Origin of the sequence: Streptomyces herbicida (assembly GCF_032656585.1) — a bacterium.
Classification (GTDB): Bacteria; Actinomycetota; Actinomycetes; order Streptomycetales; family Streptomycetaceae; genus Streptomyces; species Streptomyces herbicida.
Window position 1 is genome coordinate 157,008 of the sequence record NZ_JAUYWJ010000018.1, and the last position, 16,703, is coordinate 173,710.

11 protein-coding genes are annotated in these 16,703 nt (G+C 69.8%); 6 read left to right on the plus strand and 5 right to left on the minus strand.

The annotated features are described in order from the left end of the window. The first annotated feature begins 11 nt into the window (after positions 1-11). Positions 12-386, plus strand: coding sequence for a DUF2255 family protein (locus tag Q8A52_RS33295; RefSeq protein ID WP_316758219.1), 375 nt, complete (start codon positions 12-14; stop codon positions 384-386). Here Q8A52_RS33295 and Q8A52_RS33300 read toward each other — a convergent pair. Further along, the gene (locus Q8A52_RS33300) at positions 348-3,011 is read right to left on the minus strand and encodes an ATP-binding protein (protein WP_316758221.1); all 2,664 of its coding nucleotides are present in this window, start codon (positions 3,009-3,011) and stop codon (positions 348-350) included. The two genes, Q8A52_RS33295 and Q8A52_RS33300, sit on opposite strands and share 39 nt — an antisense overlap. 131 nt (positions 3,012-3,142) lie before the next feature. Between Q8A52_RS33300 and Q8A52_RS33305 the strand changes: the two genes are divergently transcribed. From Q8A52_RS33305 to Q8A52_RS33315, 3 genes are all read left to right on the plus strand, one after another. After that, entirely contained in the window at positions 3,143-4,423 is a 1,281-nt protein-coding gene (locus tag Q8A52_RS33305; protein ID WP_316758223.1) for an MFS transporter, read from the plus strand. Continuing rightward, complete coding sequence (locus tag Q8A52_RS33310; RefSeq protein ID WP_316758224.1) at positions 4,420-5,763, plus strand: carotenoid oxygenase family protein; 1,344 nt, start codon at positions 4,420-4,422, stop codon at positions 5,761-5,763. The genes Q8A52_RS33305 and Q8A52_RS33310 overlap by 4 nt, the downstream gene beginning before the upstream one ends. 172 nt (positions 5,764-5,935) lie before the next feature. Next, on the plus strand, positions 5,936-6,406 hold the full coding sequence (locus Q8A52_RS33315) for an SRPBCC family protein (RefSeq protein ID WP_316758226.1): 471 nt from the start codon (positions 5,936-5,938) through the stop codon (positions 6,404-6,406). A 676-nt stretch (positions 6,407-7,082) separates the two neighbouring features. Here the strand turns inward: Q8A52_RS33315 and Q8A52_RS33320 are convergent. Continuing rightward, on the minus strand, positions 7,083-7,448 hold the full coding sequence (locus tag Q8A52_RS33320) for a hypothetical protein (RefSeq protein ID WP_316758228.1): 366 nt from the start codon (positions 7,446-7,448) through the stop codon (positions 7,083-7,085). Positions 7,449-7,940: 492 nt separating this feature from the next. Between Q8A52_RS33320 and Q8A52_RS33325 the strand changes: the two genes are divergently transcribed. Continuing rightward, positions 7,941-8,732, plus strand: coding sequence for a rhomboid-like protein (locus tag Q8A52_RS33325; RefSeq protein WP_316758229.1), 792 nt, complete (start codon positions 7,941-7,943; stop codon positions 8,730-8,732). Between the two features lie 529 nt (positions 8,733-9,261). Beyond that, a complete protein-coding gene (locus Q8A52_RS33330) occupies positions 9,262-11,580 on the plus strand; it encodes a GH92 family glycosyl hydrolase (protein WP_316758231.1) in 2,319 nt (772 codons plus the stop codon). Positions 11,581-12,251: 671 nt separating this feature from the next. On the opposite strand, the gene Q8A52_RS33335 is transcribed toward Q8A52_RS33330, so the two are convergent. The 3 genes from Q8A52_RS33335 to Q8A52_RS33345 all read right to left on the minus strand — a co-directional run bounded on the left by Q8A52_RS33335 (position 12,252) and on the right by Q8A52_RS33345 (position 15,925). Beyond that, positions 12,252-12,929, minus strand: a complete 678-nt coding sequence (locus Q8A52_RS33335; RefSeq protein ID WP_316758233.1) for a DUF429 domain-containing protein — start codon at positions 12,927-12,929, stop codon at positions 12,252-12,254. A gap of 273 nt (positions 12,930-13,202) precedes the next feature. Beyond that, positions 13,203-14,801 carry a M4 family metallopeptidase gene (locus Q8A52_RS33340; protein WP_316758235.1) on the minus strand — a complete coding sequence of 533 codons (1,599 nt, stop codon included), beginning with the start codon at positions 14,799-14,801 and terminating at the stop codon, positions 13,203-13,205. Between the two features lie 143 nt (positions 14,802-14,944). After that, entirely contained in the window at positions 14,945-15,925 is a 981-nt protein-coding gene (locus Q8A52_RS33345) for a LysR family transcriptional regulator (RefSeq protein WP_316758237.1), read from the minus strand. Positions 15,926-16,703: the final 778 nt, after the last annotated feature.

A 16,703-nucleotide genomic window follows, 5' to 3' on the forward strand; every position in this document is an offset into this window, starting at 1 on the left:
AAAGTTGGTCCATGAGCACTGACATGGATCGTGCGGAGATCGTTTTGTGGGTACTGCATGCGGACGGCCGGTGGTCGGCCAGGACGGTCTGGGTGGTGGTCCTCGACGGGGAGGCGTATGTGCGCTCGGCTTTCGGACGGCGAAGTGCCTGGTACCGCCGGGTTCTGGGGCATGCGGACACGGAGGTGGAGGTGGCCGGGGTCCGGTTGTCCGTCGCTCTGCGGCCGGTGGACGACCCCGAGCAGGTCCAGCGTGTCTCCGATGCCTACCGGGCCAAGTACGGGTTGAGCTGGCCCGGCCCCGTGGAGTCGATGAGCGGGCCCGAGGCCGCTGCCACCACCATGCGGCTAACGGATGTCGGGCAGGTCGCGCAGTTGCCTGCGTGACGTGAGGCCGAGCTTGCGGAAAATGTTGCGCAGGTGCGCGTCGACCGTCCGCGGGCTGAGGAACAGCTTCGCCGCCACCTCCTTGGAGGTTGCGCCGTCGGCCACCAGGCGTGCGATGTGCACCTCCTGCATCGTCAGCTGGTCCGATGCCTTCGATGTGCGGCTGCGGGCCTGCTCGCCCGTGGCGCGCAACTCGCCGGCGGCGCGTTCGGCGAACGCCTCCACACCGAGGGCGGACAGCCGCTCGTGCGCCAGGCGCAGCGCGGACCGGGCGTCACGCCGTCGGCCCTGGCGGCGCAGCCACTCTCCGTACAGCAGATGTGCCCGGGCGCGGTAGACGACCAGTGCGCTGTCGTCGAGCAGGTCGATCGCCTCCTGGTAGACGGACTCGTCCTCGGTCACCAGGGCCCGCGCATAGGCCTCGACGCCAAGACCCCACGCCTGCCGGGCCGCCTGCGTGCGTTCTTGGAGGGACGTGAGGGCCGCGGCGGCGACCTCGGTCTCGCCACATCGCACGGCTGCCTCGACCAGCTCGGGCAGAGCGAGGCCCGCCGTGCCGACGGCGCCGTACTCGACCGCTTGCTTCGCCGCCTTCAGCGCGGCCGGGTAGTCGGACAGGCCGTTGCTGAGCACGGCCGTCGCCCACCGCACGCTCAGGCTCATCCGGTGATCCACCGACGCGAAGAGCTCGACGGCCTCCTTGCGCCGCCCGCGCAGCGCGGCCAGGTGGAGGCGCGGATAGACCAGCGGCGCCGCGCCGGTGGCGTCGGCGATCGCCTCCTCCTCGGAGATCAACTCCATCGCGGCACCGAAGTCGCCGGTGTGCACGGTCACTGCGGCCTGCATGGCCAGTCCGATGGGCAGCGCGTGGAAGGAGCCCGACTCACGGCCCGCCGCGACGGCACGGGTGGCGATGCCGTACATGGCGTCGAAGTTCCACAGCTCGGTGGCCAGCATGAAGCCCAGTGACGGCCGCTTGGCCCACACCTCGGCGTCGGCGTCGGCGACGACCGGCCCGAGGATCTTTCCCGCCGCCGGATGCCCGTCCCTGACCAGGTTGATCAGGCCGGTCAGCACCGCCACGGCGCCGGATACCGGCTCGCCCGACGGCGGGGTCTTCCCGACGGCCTCCACCACGTGGTCGAGGCCGCCGAGCAGAAGGCCCATCTCGATGGCGTCCAGATAGCACTCCCGTGACCAGGCGGGATCGGTGGCCGCCAGCCGGGCGGCGGCACGCAGGAGGTACGCCGTGGGGCCTTCGTCCCCCCGGCGGCGGACGAACGACAGTTTGCCGCGGAGCAGGTCGGTCCTGGCGGCCTGGCCGGCATCGTCGGTGCGGACGGTGGTGAGCAGTTCGGCCGCCGTGTCGAAGTCGCCCACCGATAGCTTGGCCTGGACCGCGGCCAGGACCCGCTCGGCGCGTTGGACAGGGCTGATCGTGAGCGCGGCCGAGCGTTCGAGGAAGGCCGCCGCCGCCGCGACACCGCCACGCTCCCGGGCGCGGGTGGCAGAGGCTTCGAGCTCGGCGGCGACCTGCTCGTCCGGGCCGGAACTGGCCTGGGCACGGTGCCAGGCCCGCCGGTCGGGTTCGGCGACCGGGTCGGTCACACAGGCCAGCGCTTCGTGCGCCCTGCGCCGCTCCTGCGGCGTCGCGGCGCGGTAGGCGGCCGAGCGGGCGAGGGGGTGGCTGAATCGGATCCGGTTGCCGAACTCGACCAACGGGGCGCACTGGGCGGCGGCAGTCGCGTCGATCCCCAGGAGTTCGGCCGCACGCCACAGCAGGCCGGGGTCGCCGATCGGGTCGGCGGCGGCGACGGTCACCAGCAGCCGGGCCGCCGGCGCCAAGAGCTCCAGCCGGGACCGGAAGCTCTGCTCGATCACGCCGGGTACCGAGTCGGGCTGGGCGAATCCGCCCGCCATCCCGGCCAGTCCGGCGGTCCTGGGAAGCTCCACCAGCGCAAGGGGATTGCCGCGCGCCTCGGCCAGGATGCGGTCGCGCACCCGCTCGTCCAACGGGGCGCGGCTCGCCGCGGCCAGCAACGCGCGGGCATCCGATTCGCCAAGACCCTGGAGCGAACGGCCGGGCAGCTCGTCCAGTTCGGGCAGGCGGCTCTGCTCGCGCGCCGCGAACACGAGGGCGATCGACTCGGCCGAGATGCGGCGGGCCAGGAAGGCCAGCGCCTTGGCCGACGCCTGGTCCAGCCACTGCGCGTCGTCGATGACGCACAGGAGCGGGCGTTCTCCCACGCTCTCCACCAGGAGGCCCAGCGACGCGACACCGACCAGGAACGGATCGGGTGTGCCGGTGCCAAGACCGAAAGCGATCTCCAGCGCCTTGCGGTGCCGCGCCGGCAACGCCATGAGGCGGTCGGTGACGGGCGCGAGCAACTGGTGCAGCGCGGCGAACGGCAGCTCCATCTCGAACTCCGCGCCGGACGCCCGCATGACGAGGAATCCGGCCGCGGCCCCGTCCAAGTGCCGCAGCAGCGCGCTCTTGCCGATGCCCGGCTCACCGCGCAGTACCAGGGCGCCGCCCCGGCTCTCCCGCGCCGCTTGGAGCAGGGCGTCGAGCTGCCGTATCTCGTCCTGACGGCCGATCAGCGCATCCGTGTATGTCTCGGGCATGTCGGAAAACCTATGCGGTCACGCGCCGCAGGGGAATCCGGGACCCCGGTCGCCCAGGGCCGCACCGCGGGCAGACGTATAGGCGATGACTACCGACGCGAGCGTCGGGCGCCCGCTGCCAGTGTCGAGCCATGACCCGCGCCGCACCGCAACAGACCACCACCGGCTGGACACCGCTGGCGGTCTTGGCCACCGCCCAATTCCTGGTCGTGCTGAGCACTTCGATCGTGAACGTCGCCCTGCCCCAGATCCGGGCCGGGCTCGATCTGTCGGACACGAGCCAGGCGTGGACGGTCAACGCCTACGTACTGGTCTTCGGCGCGCTGTTGTTGCCGGGCGGGCGCGCAGGCGACGTATACGGCCTTCGCCGCGTGTTTCTGCTCGGCATCGGCCTGTTCGCCCTCTCCGCCCTGGGCGCGGCACTGGCGCCCACGGCGATCGTGCTGATCGCCTGCAGGGCGGCGCAGGGAATCGGCGCCGCGCTGCTGGCCCCCACGGCCCTGGCCCTCGTGCTGACGCTCTATCCCGACAGCAACCGGCGTGGCACCGCGCTCGGAGTGTGGGGCGCGGTCTCCGGTGCCGGCGGGGCGGCGGGCGTACTGCTGAGCGGGCTGCTCACCAGCCTCTACGGCTGGCGGGCCGTGTTCGTCGTGATGGTGCCCCTCGCCCTGGCCGTCCTGGTGGCCACCTGGCTGCTGGTCGCAGCCGACCGGCCACGTGGCGGAAACCTGGACGCGCCGGGCACGGTGACGGTGACGACGGGGCTGGTCGCGCTCACCTACGGCCTGTCAGGGCCCTGGCCGCTCGCGGTGATCGGTCTGGCGCTGCTCGGCCTGTTCGTGGTGCTCCAGCGCCGCGCAGCCGACCCGCTGTTGCCGGCGCGCATGGGCGTGGTGGCGGTGCCCAATGTGCTGATGGCCCTGCTGGGCGCGGTCTGGCTCGGCCTGTTCTACTTCCTGCCCCTCTACCAGCAGCGCACCCTCGGCTACTCGCCCTTGGAGGCCGGGCTGACCCAGCTTCCCCTCGCCCTCATGATCACCCTCTCGTCGTGGGTCACCGGCAAGATCCCCGGCCGCCCTGTGCTCCCGGTGGGCCTGCTGGTCCTCGCGGCCGGACTGGCCTGGCTGTCCCGAACCCCGGCCGACGGCACCTTCCTTGTGGACCTGCTCGGCCCGACGCTCCTCATCGGCATCGGACTGGGGGTGGCCTTCGTCCGGCTCACCGCGATGTCCTCCACAGGCGTTACGGCCGCCGACAACGGCCTGGCCGGCGGGCTGGTCAACGCCACCAGACAGATCGGCGGAGCCATCGGCCTGTCCTTCCTGACCCTGCTGCCCTCCTCCGGCGCGGCCTTCCTGGCCTGCGCCGCCCTGACCCTGCTCATCTCGGCTCTTTCGACGCGAAAGGCATGACCATGCCCCTGGACAAGCCGTACATCAGCGGCCACTTCACCCCCGTCACCGACGAGATCACCGGCCACGAGCTGAAGGTGCGCGGCACGCTCCCACCCGAACTGAACGGACGCTACTTCCGCAACGGCCACAACCCCAAGCCCGGCATCACTCCCAGCCACTGGTTCCGCGGTGAGGGCATGATCCACGGCGTCCGCCTCACGGGCGGCCGGGCCGAGTGGTACCGCAACCGCTGGGTGCGCACCCCGTTCCTGGACGGCGTTCCGTTCACCGGAACCGAGCTGGAAGTCAGCGCCGCCGCCACCAACATCATCTTCCATGGGGGCCGCTACCTGGCCCTGCAGGAGGCCAACCTGCCCTGGGAGGTCAGCGCCGACCTCGACACGCTCGGCGTCCACGACTTCTGCGGCAAGCTCACCAGCGCGATGACCGCCCACCCCAAAGAGGACCCGGAGACCGGCGAACTGCACTTCTTCAGCTACAGCCCCTTCCCCCCGTATCTGACCTACTACGTGGCCGACGCCTCTGGCGACATCGTCAAATCGGAGGTCATCGACGGCTCCGGTCCGTCGCTCATGCACGACTTCGCCATCACCCGCGAGCACGTCGTCTTCATCAACTCGCCGGTGGTCTTCGACCACGCCGAGCAGTCCGGCATCCCCTACCACTGGCACGACGAAGTCCCGCTGCGCATCGGCGTGATGCCCCGCGCCGGCGGCAAGACCACCTGGTACGAAGTCGCCGACCAGGCGGCCCTGTTGCACGTCACCAACGCGTACACCGACGCCCAGGGGCGAATCGTCCTCGAAGCGCCGCGCTTCGACCGTTCCGCCTGGGAGAACTCATGGAAGTGGTGGGTCGGCGCTCCCGGCTACGGCACCAGCCCCGACGCCGGCTCGACCTTCTACCGGTGGACCATGGACCCGGCCACCGGCAAGGTCACTACCGAGTCCCTCAACGACCTGGCCACGGAGTTCCCGTCGATCAACGACGCCCACACCGGTTCGGCCTACCGCTACAGCTACGCCATCGCCTTCCCCGGCGCGGGCCTGTCGGGCTACCACACCGTCAAGTTCGACACGCGAACCGGCCAGGAGAAGCTGTTCGCGCACGGGGAGGGCCGGATGCCCGGCGAAGCCGTCTTCGCGCCAGCCGAGGGCGGGACCGCCGAGGACGACGGCTACCTGCTCACCATCGTCAGCGATCTCAAGGCCGACGCCTCGGAACTGCTCGTCCTGGACGCGAGCGACCTGAGCACTGTGGCCGCCGTCGAGCTCCCCCGCCGGGTACCCGCCGGCATCCACGGCCACTGGATCCCCGACTCCGAACCGCCCGCCTGACCCACCAAAGCCGCCCGGGCCGCCGTTTCCCCCACTGCGGCTCGGGCCCCGAACCCGTGTGGCATCCAAGGCTGCCGGATCCCCACTCCGAACCGCCCGCCCGACCCGCCAAAGCCGCCCGGGCCGCCGTTTCCCCCACGGCGGCCCGGGCCCCCGACACCGAGGAACCGCCATGACCTACCCCACGACCATCGACGAGAACGCCCCCGTCGTTGCCGACCACACCATCCGGATCGCCGCTCCTCTCGAGCGGGTCTGGCAGTTGCACACCGGGATCGGCTTCTGGCCCGGCTGGCAGCCCGCCATCACCGAGGCCCGGCTCGACGGCCCCATCACCCACGGCACCACCTTCCACTGGGCGACCGCGGGCCTGTCCATCGACTCCACGATCTACGCGGTCGATGCCCCGCACCGCATCCTGTGGGGCGGTCCCGCGCACGGCATCACCGGCGTGCACGAGTGGACCTTCACCGAGGACGGCGACGGCGTCGTGGTCCACACCCGGGAATCCTGGGCGGGCGCGCCGGTCGACGCCGACCGGGACAACCTCGCCGCCGCGCTGGACGACTCGCTCAGCGCCTGGCTCGACGCCCTGAAGAAGGCGGCGGAGCAGCAGCCGAACCGCTCGTCCTCACCCATCTGATACCGGCCTTCGTGCCGGCCGACACCTGGGCTGCTCTGCACTGTTCCGGTCCGGTCGAAGAGGTCGAAGAGCCCGGAAGGCGTTGACCCGGTCCCCCGCTGGTTCGGGACGGGATGTCAGCAGGTGCGCCGGCATCGGCCGGGCCTTGTCCGCGCTGGCCGCGTGTGCAGCGGGCAGGCCGGCGACATCGGCAGGCCGGTGCATGGCGCCGCGGGAGATGGCAAGGACGTGTAGGGGTCCGGCGCGAGCTTGACTCGGTGGACGTCCACGTCGCACACCACCGCGTTGTGATCTGGGCAAAAACCGCACAAGACCCTCAGGCGGGCAGTCGCACACCAGCATGGGGCCTGGATCCGCTCCACGATGTCGTCTCTGGCAGGCCGAGGCGTTCTCGGCCGAGCGCGGCACCCGCACAGGAACCTGAGCGGTGCAATCTCCCCAGAGCTTGCGCGTCTTCTCTCCGCATTTGATGGGTTCGCGGACAGCCAGGACGGTCAAGGCAAGAAGGGTTGGCTCAAGAAGGCGGGAGACCGTCTCGACGCAATTGACCGCGGTGGTCAGGTTCTACCCAGCAGGATGTGCGGCGCCCCGCCGCCGGGGGTCCGGAGCGGGGCGCCGTCGGGGCCGTGAGGGCCGGGCGTGAGGTCATACGGCCTTCAGGCGACCCAAGGGTGCGTCAGGCTGAGGCGCAGATGGCGTAGGCGCTGATCCCGACGCTGCTGTAACCGTCCTGTCGGCCAAGGGCGATCCAGCCGGTGCCGTCGGGCGTGGGGAAGCTGCCCACCAGTACCGCGCCGTTGCCCTGGGCTTCGGCACCGCCGCCGACGACCCGCTTGCCGGACGGGCAGTAGACGGTCCGCCGCTGGAAGTTCGGGACGTTCGCGTTGGGAAGGGTGACGATCTGGTAGCCCGCAACAGCGGCGCGGGCGTGTGCGGGCTTGTGAGCGGGAGCGTGCTCGGCGGACGCCTCGGCGGCCCAGCTTGCTCCAGCGGCAAGGGTGAGTGCCAGTGCTCCGGCGGTGAGGGCCGTCATTGCTCGCATGTGTCTCCTCCTGCTGGGGCGGGACGCCTGGTGTCCCGTCGCTGAAGGAAACGGTGCCGGAGGCCATGGGTGCAGGCAGGGCTATCGGTGATCAAACTCCCTGATCGTGGGAGGCGGGAGCGCAGAGCATGAGGGAGCGCAGAGCCGGGCGCGGACCCACCGACGGCCGGGGCCGCGTCCCGCACGGCAGCCATCTCATCGGGTGTCCGCGCCCAGTTGGCTTGCCGACGCTGGGCAAGCGCCGCTGGCGCCCACTGCATGTATGACCTGTTTCCAAAGGATCACCCGCTTGTCGGGGCGCCGATCGGGATGCCGTCCAGCCGCCAGCGGCAGACGGTGGGCGCCAGTGTTTCCACTCGGCGCGCACCAGTCATCTGGCGTCCGAGCCGGAAGTCCCGGCGTCGGCGGGCGCGCCATCGGGCCCGACGGGCCACGATGCGTCCCGGCACCCCGCCACTCCTCAGCTTTGCTCAACCGGGACAATCTCACAGCATGAACTCTCAGTCCCCAGCGGCTCACTTGGGCGGACTGCTCCGCACCGCCCGGACGTACCCCCGCCGTGCACCACTGACCCTCACCTACGTCTGCCTACTCCTCGTCAGCCACGCCTGGGTCAGCTACGGGCTCTCCGCCGAGCGGGTGGCCGCCCTGTTGGGCCACGTCAGCACCAACCTGGACAACCTGCACGATCGTCCGGTGACCGCGCTCCTTGGCAGCGTGCTGTTCTTCGACGGTACGCTCACGGATGTCACCTCACTTGAATTCGTGGGGACCTTCATCACCCTGGGCCTCGGTGTCTGCTGCTTCCTGGCCTGGGTGGAGCGCCGGTGGGGGAAGCCGCGCGCCGTGGCCGTGTTCCTCGGCGGGCATGTGACAGCCACCGTGCTCACCGCTGTCGTCGTGACCGTCGCAGTTCAGCACGGATGGTATCCGGCGGCCGTCCTGCAGGCTTCGGACTACGGGGTCAGTTACGGCGCCCAGACCGTGATGGCGGTCGGCACACTCGCCCTGCCCCGGCGTGGCCGCCTCCCCTGGGCCGTCTTCGTGCTCGCCTGGCCCCTCGGCGGTGCCGAGTGGACGGGGCCGCTGCCGGACTTCACCACCATCGGCCACCTGCTCGCGGCGGTCCTTGGTTTCGGCCTGGTGGCCGTCCCGGCATTCAGGCGCCCACGGGGCCAGGCTGCCGGGTTGCCCACCACTGCTCGTGGCTCCGAGCCGGCTCCAGGCCCCGCCTCCGCATCGACTTCACCGGTGGTCGAAGCGGAAACGCCCTCAGCGGACTGAGCCCAGCGACGACGAGACGTGAGATCCATCGCACCCTCACACTGCTGGTCGTATCCCCCCAGCTCAACTACTCCGAAACAGGGGGAAGGTCGAATGCCTGGGGTGCCTTCCGGGCACACGGCCTGTGCGGTGAGCCGCATGGTGCCGGCCTGAGGGCGGTGGAAGGTCTTCTGGGCGGGTTTGGCGCCGATCACTTCGTAGGTGCTCTTACTGCTTGGCCAAGTCGGCGCTCCTGCGGACGAGTTCGTAGATGACGCAGCCGCCTGTCTACTGGCGGGGCAGGTGCAGCGGTGCTCGACCTGTACCGGATGCGGAGGTCCTCACCATCGAGGCAGCAGTCGCGCGCGGCGCGGACGATCGCAGAACCAGGCCGTGACCCATCGGCAGTCCTGTCGGGCGAGGGTGCCGCACGCACGCGAGCCCGGAAAGCCAACCTCCCTTCGCAGTATCACTCTTGACGGCCACTCATGTGGTCTGCAGGATGAGCGACCATTGTGACAACGTTGTCCAAGAGAGGAAGCTGAAGCCCATGAGATGGACTCGGCGCATACGCAGTGCTGTCGCGGTATTCGCAGTCCTCGGAGCTGCTTTCATCGCGCCCGCGCCGTCCTCGGCCGCCGCCCAGGACGGCGAACTCACCGATCTCGTCAACCCGTTCATCGGCACCGAGAACGAAGGAAACACCTATCCCGGCGCAGCGGCGCCTTTCGGGATGGTGCAGTTCTCGCCGGACACCGGACACAACACCGGCTACGACTACTCCCAGAACCACATCAGGGGCTTCTCCCTCGTGCATCTCTCCGGTGTCGGCTGCGGCTTGGGCGGGGACCTGCCGGTGCTGCCGACCACCGGCGACGTCACGGTGACGGATTACGCCAGGTACCAGGCCGAGTTCAGTCACGACACGGAACAGGCAAGCCCGGGCTACTACAAGGTCGGGTTGAAGACCGGCATCGACGCGGAACTGACCGCCACCGCGCGCACCGGCGTCCAGCGCTTCACCTTCCCCGCCACCGACAAGGCCAACGTCCTGCTGAACGCAGGCCAGTCACTGCATCGGAGTGTCTCCAGCAAGGTCGAGGTGCTCGACAACCGGACCGTGCGCACCACGATCACCGGCAGCGGCTTCTGCCAGGGCACCAAGCCGTACACCGTTTACACCATCACCCGCTTCAACCGTCCGTTCACCGCCCACGGCACGTGGAACGGCTCCATGGTCACCGACGGCTCGAGGACCGGCCGGGACGGCGCCTACGTCCGCTTCGACACGACCAAGGACCGGACCGTCGAGGCGACCACGGCCCTCTCGTACGTCGACGCGCACGGCGCAGCCGTCAACCTCCGTGCCGAGGGCGGCCGTTCCTTCAACCGGGCCCGCGACGCCGCGCGGCGCGCCTGGGAGGACCGGCTCGACACCGTACGCGCGCAGGGTGGCAGCGACACCCTGCGTCGCACCTTTTACTCGTCCTTGTACCGGTCCTTCCTGGCGCCCAACATCGGCAGCGACGCCGACGGCCGTTACACCGGCTGGGATCAAAGGGTCCACCGCGCCCGGGGCTTCACGTACTACCAGAACTGGTCCCTGTGGGACACCTACCGCACTCAGTCCCAGCTCCTGTCCCTGCTCGCGCCGCATGAGGCTCGGGACATGGCGATCTCCGTCATCAGGATTGACGAGGAGAGCGGCTGGCTGCCGAAGTGGGGCTACGGCACGGTCGAGACGAACATCATGACCGGCGACCCGGTCACCCCGTTCCTCACGAACGCGTACCAGCAGGGGCTGCTCAAGGGCTACGAGGAACGGGCCTACCGTGCGCTGAAGAAGAACGCCGACGGAGTGCCGCCCGCGGACTCACCGGCCGTGGGCCGCGAGGCCAACAACGAGTACATCGCACGCGGCTTCGCGCCCTACATCAAGGGCCGCCCGCACGTGAAGCCCGGTGACTCCGACTACGACCACGGGGCGTCCGCGACTCTGGAGTACGCACTGTCGGACGCAATGCTCGCCCAGATGGCCCGCGATCTCGGCCACGCCCGCGACGCGGCACGCTACGCCGCCCGGGCCCAGAACTACCGGCAGATCTTTGACACCTCGACCGGTTTCTTCCGCGCGCGCGACGCCTCCGGCGCGTTCACCGGTCCGGCGGACCCGGCGCGGAGCGAGGGATTCCATGAGGGCACGGCCTGGCAGTACCAATGGCTCGTACCGCAGGACCTGCCGGGGATGGTCGGTCTGATCGGCGGCAAGCAGGCGGCCAACGACCGGCTGGACTCCTTCTTCGCCTACGACCAGTTGGTGCGGGACCCTGCGAAGACAGCTCGCGAGGTGTGGGTGAACGGCCCGTACGACTACTACAACGCGGACAAGTACAACCCGCAGAACGAGCCCGACCTCATCGCCCCGTACACCTACCTCTCGACCGGCCGGCCCTGGAAGACCACCGACGTCGTGCACGCCGCGCTGACCCTCTTCACGGACACCCCGACCGGCATGACCGGCAACGACGACCTCGGCACCATGTCCGCCTGGAACGTGCTGTCATCGATCGGCATCTTCCCGGTGCAGCCCGGCTACGACACGTGGGGCCTGTCCGCACCCGTCTTCGAACGCGTCGACCTGCGACTGGACCGCCACTACTACCCTCGCGGGGCGCTCACGGTGACGGCACCCGGTACCTCGGACGCCCGCCGCTACATCCAGTCGGCGCGGGTCGACAACGCGTCGTACGGCCGAACGTATCTGACGACAGATGCGCTGCGGCACATGCGCTCCCTCGCATTCACGGTGGGCACCGACCCGTCCGGGTGGGGAACGGGGGCCGAGGACGGGCCGCCCCCGCTGCACTGAACGGGGTGTGGCCTCGGCGTGTTCGACAAGGCGGCCGCATTCGAAGCGGGCGCCTGTGCGGACAAGCGGCACGAGGGGCGACCTCGCAGCCTGCCGACCGGTTCTGAGCTGACTCCGCCCAGCACCCACCATCCCGTGCGGCAGTGCGCGTCGCACGGGATGGTGGGCGATCGCCGCAGCCTGCTGGTCGCTGACTAGTTCGAGGGCGACTGCTCGTCGTCGCCAGGAACAGGAGGCAGCACGCAGCACGCAGGACTCGTTGCCCTCCCGATCGGCCGGGCCGCAGGCCGCTGTCCGGCCCTGCGTCGCGTCCAGCCAGAAGCGGTCCATGCGAGCGACATCCAGCGCGTCGAGACGATCCCGGTCAGCATCCCGTTCCCCAACGGTGAGCCGAGTGATGAGAACAGGCCCGAGGTGTGCTGTTCGGGCACATTGGTGACAGCACTGTGGTCGTGCGCGGGTGAGGGCCTTCTGGATTCGGTGGGGGGTTAGTCAGGGCCGCACACCGGTGTCCACGCCGCACTGCAGGACGACGCCCGTCTGGAGTCGATCCGCGCCTGGGCCAGCCCTTCACCCGCTGGTCCCTGCGCAAGCTCGTCGCCCCCTGCGGAGGGCGCACGGCAGACTTCGCCTCCCGAGGACTCTGCAAACGACCCGAATCCGACGGATGGTCAGAATTGAATCTCGACGGCGCGGCCTTCCGCGTCGAATTCGGGTACCTCGGGAACCCGGTCCGCGACCCCCAGTGCGATCCGGTGCGCCGACCAGGCCGCGACGGCGGCGTCGAGGACATCGTCCGCCGGGATGCGATCCGCCTCACCGAGCGCGTCCGGGAGCACGATCCCGGCGTCGGCCAGCAGAGAGCGGCGCAACTGCTGACCACGCCAGGTCTTCTTGGCGTGAGTCAGCGTCACCCCGCCGGCCAATGCGTGAAAGGACATCTCGGGGTGCACCTCATGGACCCGCTCGTCGGCCAGCCAGCACGCCCGAGCCTCCAGCAGTTTTGGGGCCAGCGCCCACGCCTGCTGGCTCAGCCGATTACCAGTGAGCTCCTGGCACCGGTCGGCGGCCGCCGCATAGTGCCGCTCCCGCCACGTCGGCCTTGGCGCAATGAGGAAGACACTGCTGCGCCGCACACCGAGATGGGCTCTGGCCGCGAGGTCCGCGGCACGCCAACCCTTCTCGACAAGGCCGAGCGGCATGTCCACCGCGATCACCCGCGCTCCGGCGGCACGCTCGATCAGTGTGTCGAGCCGCGCTTCCACCAAGCTGCCCGCGTAGGCGCCGTCCGAGAGCCCGATCCCGACCCAGCCCTGCTTACCGCAGGCGTCGACTCCCACGACCTCCATTCCACACCTCCCTCGTGCCCCGGAACCGCCTCCACCGGAGGGACCTCCACCCGCTGCCGCAGCCGGGCCAGGACCCTGCCACGCAATCCTCGCATGTCCGAGACCCCAGGCCCGATACCGCCGCAATCCGCGCAGGCTGGGGCGCTTGCCTGGCTGTCCGCCGATACTGCCGACACCGAGGAGTGGGCCATGGCTCCGTCCCCCGGCCCGGGCGACGAGTGTGTGGGTCGTCGCCCGGGCCGGCTCCCGTGGATCAGGCGCTGCGTGGGTGTGTCAGAGGACGTTGACCGCGCTCCAGGCCGCGGCCACGGTGGCGTACTCGGGGCTGGTGGCGCCGTAGAGGTCCTTCGCCGCGTTCAGTGTCGCGGTGCGGGCGCCCTTGTAGTCCGTCGTGGAAGTCATGTAGACGGTCAGTGCCCGGTACCAGATGGCGGAGGCCTTCTGGTTGCCGATGCCGGTGACGGCGGAGCCCTTGCAGGTGGGGCTGTTGTAGGAGACGCCGTTGATGGTCTTGGCGCCGCTGCCCTCGCTCGCGAGGTAGAACCAGTGGTTGCCGATGCCCGACGAGTAGTGCACGTCGAGCCGGCCGACCGACTTCGACCAGCAGTCGGCCGAGCGGCCGTCCAGGGACGGCTTGTCGAAGCGGCGCAGCCACGGCGGGGTGGACTGGTCGCTGAAGAGGTAGTCGGGGGTGTCGACCGGGTTGTTGGCGTACCACTCGACCATGGTGCCGAGGATGTCGCTGGTGGCCTCGTTCAGGCCGCCGGACTCACCGCTGTAGCGCAGGTTGGCGGTGGCCGAGGTGACGCCGTGGGTCATCTCGTGGCCCATGGTGTCGAGGTCGACCTGCTCGGGGTCGGTGCTGCCGTTGCCGTCGCCGGTCATCATGCAGAAGCAGGAGTCCGACCACTGGGCGTTGTCCCAGTTGGTGCCGACGTGGACGAAGACCGTGGCGCCGCGGCCGTCGTTCTTGATGCCGTTGCGGCCGAAAGTTGCCCTGTAGTAGTCGAACGTCTCCGCGGTGTTGGCGTGCGCGTCGACGGCGGCGGTGGCACGGTCGGTGGAGAACTTCCTGCCGTCGCCCCAGATGTTGTCGGCGTCGGTGAACAGGGTGCCGGAGGAGCTTTTCAGGGACGAGGACGAGACGTTGTGCGCGTCCTTGGTGATGTGGCCGCGCACCGGGTCGATCAGGGCGAAGGTGCCGTCGGCCTGCTGGGTGGTGTCCATGCTGACGTCACCCGTGTACTCGGAGTGGCCGGTGCCGGTCGCCTCGTGCTCGGCGTCGTAGTTCTCGATCGCCGCGCCGGTGGTGGCGTCGGTGACGAAGACCTCGCCGTGCGGCTGGCCCTTGTCGCCCAGGCCCTGCACAGTGGTGCGCCAGGCCAGGCGCGGGGTGCCGTCACCGGCCCATACGATCAGCTCGGGGGTGGACTTGGCGTTGCGCACCAACCCGTGCGAGCGCTTCAGGGCACTGGCCGCGGAGCCCCTGGCGTCGACTCTGGGCGTGACGGACTTGAGGCCCACCTTGTGGGCCTTGGCGCGGGTGGATCCCTTGAAGGAGCCGTCGGCCTTCTGGTGGACGACGAAGTCGCCACCGACGACCGGAAGGCCGCGGTAGGTCCGCTCGAAGCGGACGTGCTGGGTGCCGTCGGCGTCGATCACGACGTCCTTCACATGGAGCGTCTGGCCCGCGCCGAACCCGAAGGTGTCGGCGTACCGGGTCACGTTCGCCTTGGCCTGGGATATCGCCGTGGCGCGGACGGAGGATCCGCGCTGCACTGCATTGGTCTGCGAGTGCGCAGGTATGGCCATCGCACCCGTGATGACGCCGGCGGCGACCATCGCGGAAAGGGCAAGAAGAGGACGGGACATGACGGGGTGATTCCTTCGCTCGTCGTGGGGTGACGACGTCCTTGGACGTTGACGCGAAGTGTTCAACAGGTGACATGTCCCTGACCCGACTTCATCTGGGATATAACTGTGGAGTTATAGGGCGTTGGGCCGTGCCCAGCCGATCACATGCCCTCGCCGAGGGCGAACTCCCGGCCCCCGTCCTCCCACCAGGCCAGATACTGCGGCCGCTGCTGCACCAGCGACAGATAGGCGGCCAGCACACGCTCGCACGCCTCGTCGGTGAGCTCGGGCGGAACCGATTCCGTGTTCCAGGCCAGCAGCACCCGCCGGTGGAACGGGACGTCCACGAGCGGCCGCTGCACGGTACCCCGGGCGGAGACATCGGCGGTCGGCCATACCCCGCAGACGGCACGTCGACCGGCGACCAGGATCTGTGCCACGGACAGGTCCGACGTCACATGGGCGATGCGCGGCGTGAACCCCGCCGCCTGGCAGGTGAGATGAAGGTACGCGTGCACACCGCTCTCGTCGGCCTCCGGCATGACCCAGTCCTCGCCCGCGAGTTCATGGAGACTGACCATCTCCTGGCGCGCCAGCGGGTGGTCCTCGGCGAGCAGCACGAAGACCGGCTCGCGGAGCAGTGCGCGCGTCGCCACCGTCTCGCCGACCGGAAGGGGGAAACCCGGGAACTCGCCGAAAACCGCGATGTCGCATTTCGACAGGCTCAGCGATTTCACCAGGGTGTGCACGGAGCGGCGGGCATCTATGGTGAGCCGTCGTTCCGGGACGAGATCGAAGAGGGCGGAGACCAGCAGGGACACCAGGGGGCCGGCGGTTCCGCCCGCCCTCAGCGGGGCGGTGGCCCGTCTGTCCGCCTCGGCCGCCGAGCGCGCGTGCTCACGCAGCCGGTCGAAGCCGACGACGAGGTCACGGGCGCAGCGCAGGACGTACTGTCCGTTCTCGTTCGGCTTCACCCCGTCGGCACTGCGGATGAAGAGCGGGCCGCCCAGCTCGTGTTCGATCCGCTTCAGCTGAGCGCTCATGGCCGGCTGAGAGAGCTGCAGCCGTGCGGCGGCCTTGCGGATGCTGCCGGCCTCGGCGACCGTGAGCAGGACACGGAGGTGCCGGAACTCGAGGTGCATGACGTTCCCCGCTCCCCCGTGACCAGCAGAACCAGCTGCCCGACGGCATGGTGACCAAGAATCCGACGGACCCGCGGGAGCGGCAACCACGGGACGGTAAAGCCTACGTGCGAGCGCGACGGCGTGTCGTCGGCATCACGGTTTCAGTCCGCATATTTCGGCATGATTGATCGGGCTGTTCTCGCCCCTGGCAGGCCATCCGGTCGACGAGGACCTGCAAGTTCATGGCGTGCTCGCGTGCTCGCGTGCTTGCCCGCGGCCGCGCGGTGCGGCAGGTGGCGCGCTGGCGTCACCTACGAAGGCGACGACCTCGCCACCTGGATCCTGCGGCAGCGAAGCCACGACGGCTGGACGCCTTGGAGCCATGCGTTCGGCAACGCGGGCACTCCCATCCTGACCAGCGTCTCCATGGCGGCCAGGTCCGGCGACGCCATTGCCAATGTCGCTGGACCGAAGCGCCGTGGACGGCCGCGCCCTCCCCCTTCGCAGCTCTGATCTGATGCCGGGACTGGCGGCGAGCTGACGGACGGCGTGCACAGGACACTCCTGGTCGTGCGGGCGCCCCGAGCAGAAGCCCGGGGCGCCCATGCCACTGCAGCAGCAGCTTCTCTTATGCCGCAGCGACGGCCTCCTCGCACGGTCAGACGGGCCGAAGGGCCGCTGACCATTCCGTCCTGTTGCTGAAGCGGGGGCTCACGGCGGATACGCCGCGCACAGGACTGCCGGTGCTGGACCACCGTGCCAGACGCTCACAGCGCAGGACCGGCAGATGACCGGC

Excerpts from the sequence above, each read along its gene's own strand:
- Q8A52_RS33295 (WP_316758219.1), top strand. The coding sequence starts at position 12 with ATGAGCACTGACATGGATCGTGCGGAGATCGTTTTGTGGGTACTGCAT.
- Q8A52_RS33300 (WP_316758221.1), bottom strand. The coding sequence starts at position 3,011 with ATGCCCGAGACATACACGGATGCGCTGATCGGCCGTCAGGACGAGATA.
- Q8A52_RS33305 (WP_316758223.1), top strand. The coding sequence starts at position 3,143 with ATGACCCGCGCCGCACCGCAACAGACCACCACCGGCTGGACACCGCTG.
- Q8A52_RS33310 (WP_316758224.1), top strand. The coding sequence starts at position 4,420 with ATGACCATGCCCCTGGACAAGCCGTACATCAGCGGCCACTTCACCCCC.
- Q8A52_RS33315 (WP_316758226.1), top strand. The coding sequence starts at position 5,936 with ATGACCTACCCCACGACCATCGACGAGAACGCCCCCGTCGTTGCCGAC.
- Q8A52_RS33320 (WP_316758228.1), bottom strand. The coding sequence starts at position 7,448 with ATGCGAGCAATGACGGCCCTCACCGCCGGAGCACTGGCACTCACCCTT.
- Q8A52_RS33325 (WP_316758229.1), top strand. The coding sequence starts at position 7,941 with ATGAACTCTCAGTCCCCAGCGGCTCACTTGGGCGGACTGCTCCGCACC.
- Q8A52_RS33330 (WP_316758231.1), top strand. The coding sequence starts at position 9,262 with ATGAGATGGACTCGGCGCATACGCAGTGCTGTCGCGGTATTCGCAGTC.
- Q8A52_RS33335 (WP_316758233.1), bottom strand. The coding sequence starts at position 12,929 with ATGGAGGTCGTGGGAGTCGACGCCTGCGGTAAGCAGGGCTGGGTCGGG.
- Q8A52_RS33340 (WP_316758235.1), bottom strand. The coding sequence starts at position 14,801 with ATGTCCCGTCCTCTTCTTGCCCTTTCCGCGATGGTCGCCGCCGGCGTC.
- Q8A52_RS33345 (WP_316758237.1), bottom strand. The coding sequence starts at position 15,925 with ATGCACCTCGAGTTCCGGCACCTCCGTGTCCTGCTCACGGTCGCCGAG.